1 protein-coding gene is annotated in these 3,517 nt (G+C 61.0%); it reads right to left on the bottom strand.

From position 1 onward, the window contains the following. Nucleotides 1-3,010: RHS repeat protein (locus tag GE027_RS22375; protein WP_162006893.1), on the bottom strand; the 3,010-nt coding region annotated here is incomplete at its 3' end. Between the last annotated feature and the right edge of the window lie 507 nt (nucleotides 3,011-3,517).

Here is a 3,517-nt window from a genome sequence, read left to right as displayed (position 1 = left end):
GAGGCTGCTTGCCGGGATTGGCACCGGTCGTTCGGGGATTGCCTTCAATACGGATTTTCGAAGGTTTGTATCCAAGTTGTTCCACTAAATCACGGACAAGCAACTTCAACTCATAACGGCTGAACGACCCTGCGCCCGGTCCATCAATGTCGAATCCCCGAAGGCAAACTGTATCGCCCTGATCAATAACCTCGGGTATCGAATACAGCCTTCCTTCGGGACCTTCCCCAGCAATCTCGAGAACCTTCCCTTCGCGACTGATAATTCGGAACTTGTAGCCGGAGCGACTAACACGCACCGGAAGCACACCAGTCACGTTTCCAAGAATGTTTCCGGTCACGATCCCGGTAGCTACTTGGACGGGAATATCTTGCTTCTCAAGGTCACTCATCGACGCGATGGCCTCGGGGCCACCATCAGCAAAGAAGTTGTACATAAACCCGGGGCCGGTGCAGTTCATCGCCGCTTCGCCAGGATCGTTATACCAAAGACTCAAATTACCGCGGACTCCGTTTACGGCACCCGCAAACCCCAGACGGTGATAGAGATTGCTGACCGTCCACCCAAGCATTCCGGGTTTATAGAGAACGTCAGGGTCTCGCGGATCGTAGACAAATGGTTCCTGCCAAACCGGAGTTGGGTTCGGATGAGCGCCGATAGTTGGGCCATCAGTGGGCTCCTGTAAACCACTCGGGTCAATCCTTGTCGTCGGCCCATTACCCACATACCGATAAAGATTCGCGTCACCGGCAGCAAATCCGATCGGGTCTTGGCTGAGCCAGCGGCCGGTGGTGGGGTCGTACCAGCGGGCTCGGTTGTTTTGTAGCTCGACGTCGGCGTCCCAGTCGCGGCCCGTGTAGCCGAACAGGGTGTCGACGGCGCTCGCATGGCTGCTCGCGATCGCGGTCCCGCTGGCGTCGTAATCCTGCTCGACGAGCCGGTTGCCAAAGCTGTCGTAAACCACGTGCTGACGGACGACGCCGTTGTCGTCGACAAGATCTCGGACGCTGCCCAGGTGATCGGCAATGGTCCACAGCGTTTCACCGGCCGTCGTGCTGGCCGTGCTGGAGTTGACCGCTGGCCCGCTGCCGGCAGCGTACTGCTCGTCGGCCAGGACCTCGTCAACGACGTCACCGTACAGGTAACGGTTCGCCACGCGGAACGATTCGCTTACCGCTTCACCGTCGCTGTCCACAAATCGCAGCATGGTCTGGCCGTCGGCCCAGACGAAGGCTTCGTCCCGATCCCAGGTTCCGTCGCCGTCGCTGTCGACGCGTTTACCGACCCGCTGATCGAAGGCGTCGTAAATGAACTCGACTTGCTGGGTGATCGTGCCGCCGGCCGAAGCCCGTTCGGTGACCAGCACCAGTCGGTTGCGGTGGTCCCACGCGTACTCGGTGACTTCACCCGTGGCGATCGACGTCTTGGAAAGCGTGTTTCCTTCGTCGTCGTAGGTGTAGTTGTACGTGCCGTCGGTCTGCAGCTGGTTGTGCGTGTCGGTGGCCGATTGCGACGAGCCGCCGGAAGATTTGCGGTTGCCGCCGGCATCGAAGTCGTACGATTCACTGGACGCCAGACCGAACGGTTGGCTGAGTCCTGCAATCGCGGCGGTGGTCGCCGAGGTCAATTGATCACGGCTATCGTAACCGTAACTGGTCTCGGTGCCGTCGCGGTAGGAAGCGAATTCGACCAACCGGTTGTCTTGGTCGTAACCGAAGAAGTAGCCGGCCAGCATGTTGCTCGAACCGAGTGATGCGGGAAGCGACGACGTGCCGTCCCAGGTTTCGCCCGCGGCGATCTCGGCCGTGCCGTGGGTGATGCTGGCAAGCCGCCCGGCTTGGTCGTAGCCGCGACGCGAATGAACCTGCAGGTCGCTCGGGTCGGCCGTCGTGGCCGAGTAGCGCCGCAGGTCGGTCCGCTGAGAGGCGGCGTTGTATTCAAACGTCACCAGCTGCGGAGCCACCGCATGGCCGCCGCTGACAGCATCCGAGTTGACCGAGGTCAACCGTCCCAGGCCATCGTAAGTGAACTGTCGCGTGAAATCATCGACGCCGCCGACGATCGACGTGCCCGCAAGCGTGCCGCCGAAGTTGGCACCCAGGGTGATCCGATTTCCGTTGTCATCGAACGCGCGATTCAAAGCCACACTGGTGCCGACCAAGCTGATCAGCTGCCGTTCGGCCAGCAACTGGCTGCGGTCGTCGTAGGAGAAATCGAAATCGGTGGCCAGCGGGTCGGAATCGTCGATGGACGTTGTGCGGTCCGAAGTGTCGTAAGCGTAGGTCAAGGTGCGATCGACGCTGGCGCCGGTTTTCCAGGTTTCACTGCTCACGCGGTAGCGGTTGTCGTAGGCCCACTCGGTCCGCCGGTCATTGCGATCGACCAGCGACCGCAGGTTCCCTGCGCCGTCATAAGCGTAGCTGCGATTCTGTGTTCCGCTGCCGTACACCTTGCCCTCGGTCACCAGTTGGTTCAGACGGTTGTAAGTATAAACCGTCTCGTTCCCCAACGGGTCGGTGACGTTGACGATGTTTCCGAACACGTCGTAGCGGGTCGAGGTGGTGGCCGAGGAGGGGTCGGTCGAGGCGATCACGCGATACCAGGCGTCCCGCTCCACGGCGTTTGTCTGCCCGAGTGCGTCGCTGGTCGAGACGGTGTTTCCGAGGCTGTCGTAGACGTAGTCGGTATAGGCCGCGGCCAGCGAACCCGCGCCGTCGGGGTCGGGCTGTGTCACGCGGGTTACGCGTCCACCATCGTCATAGCTGTACGACGTGACGCGGCCCAGTGGATCGGTCACCGCGGTCAGCAGGCCATCGACCGTGTACTGGTAGCCGACTTCGGGCGAGACGACCGACGCCTCGGGCCGAGGCTGGTACGCGGTCGACAGGCGTCCTCGCTGGTCATAATCGAACCGGGCCACATTGCCCAGCTGGTCGGTTGCCGAACGCACGGACCCGACGGCCCAGTAGCGGGTGTTTTGGGTGGGGACGTCGCCGATGATGGTTCGCATCCGTCCCAGGGCGTCTTGGGAGTCGCATTGCGAGGGTCAGGCCTTGTGTTCGGTATTCGAAAATGCACTTCTGCTTGACCACTGTTGGGAACACCGAACACCGGGTCTGACCCCGGCGAAGCCTTCTTCTCGGGTCGGCCGCTGCGGCCGAGTAGCGCCGCGGGTCGGTCCGCTGGGACGCGGCGTTGTACTCGAACGTCGCCAGTTGCGGAGCCACCGCGTGGCCGCCGCTGACGGCATCATAGCTGCGATTCTGCGTTCCGCTGCCGTACACCTTGCCCTCGGTCACCAATTGATTCAGACGGTTATAAGTATACACCGTCTCGTTCCCGAGCGGGTCGGTGACGTTGACGATGTTTCCAAAGACGTCGTCGTCTCGCCCCTCGCTGAACACCGGAAACAAGGCCTAGTATCTACCAAAAGGCCGCTGCTGGGGTCTTAACGCTTTACACTGTGTTGTTTGGAAATCGAAGCTTCCAAACGTCTTGTAGATCGAATAGGTCTTGG

It is taken from the genome of Roseimaritima sediminicola (assembly GCF_009618275.1).
Taxonomy (GTDB): Bacteria; Planctomycetota; Planctomycetia; order Pirellulales; family Pirellulaceae; genus Roseimaritima; species Roseimaritima sediminicola.
This window is presented reverse-complemented; position numbering and strand designations above follow the sequence as displayed.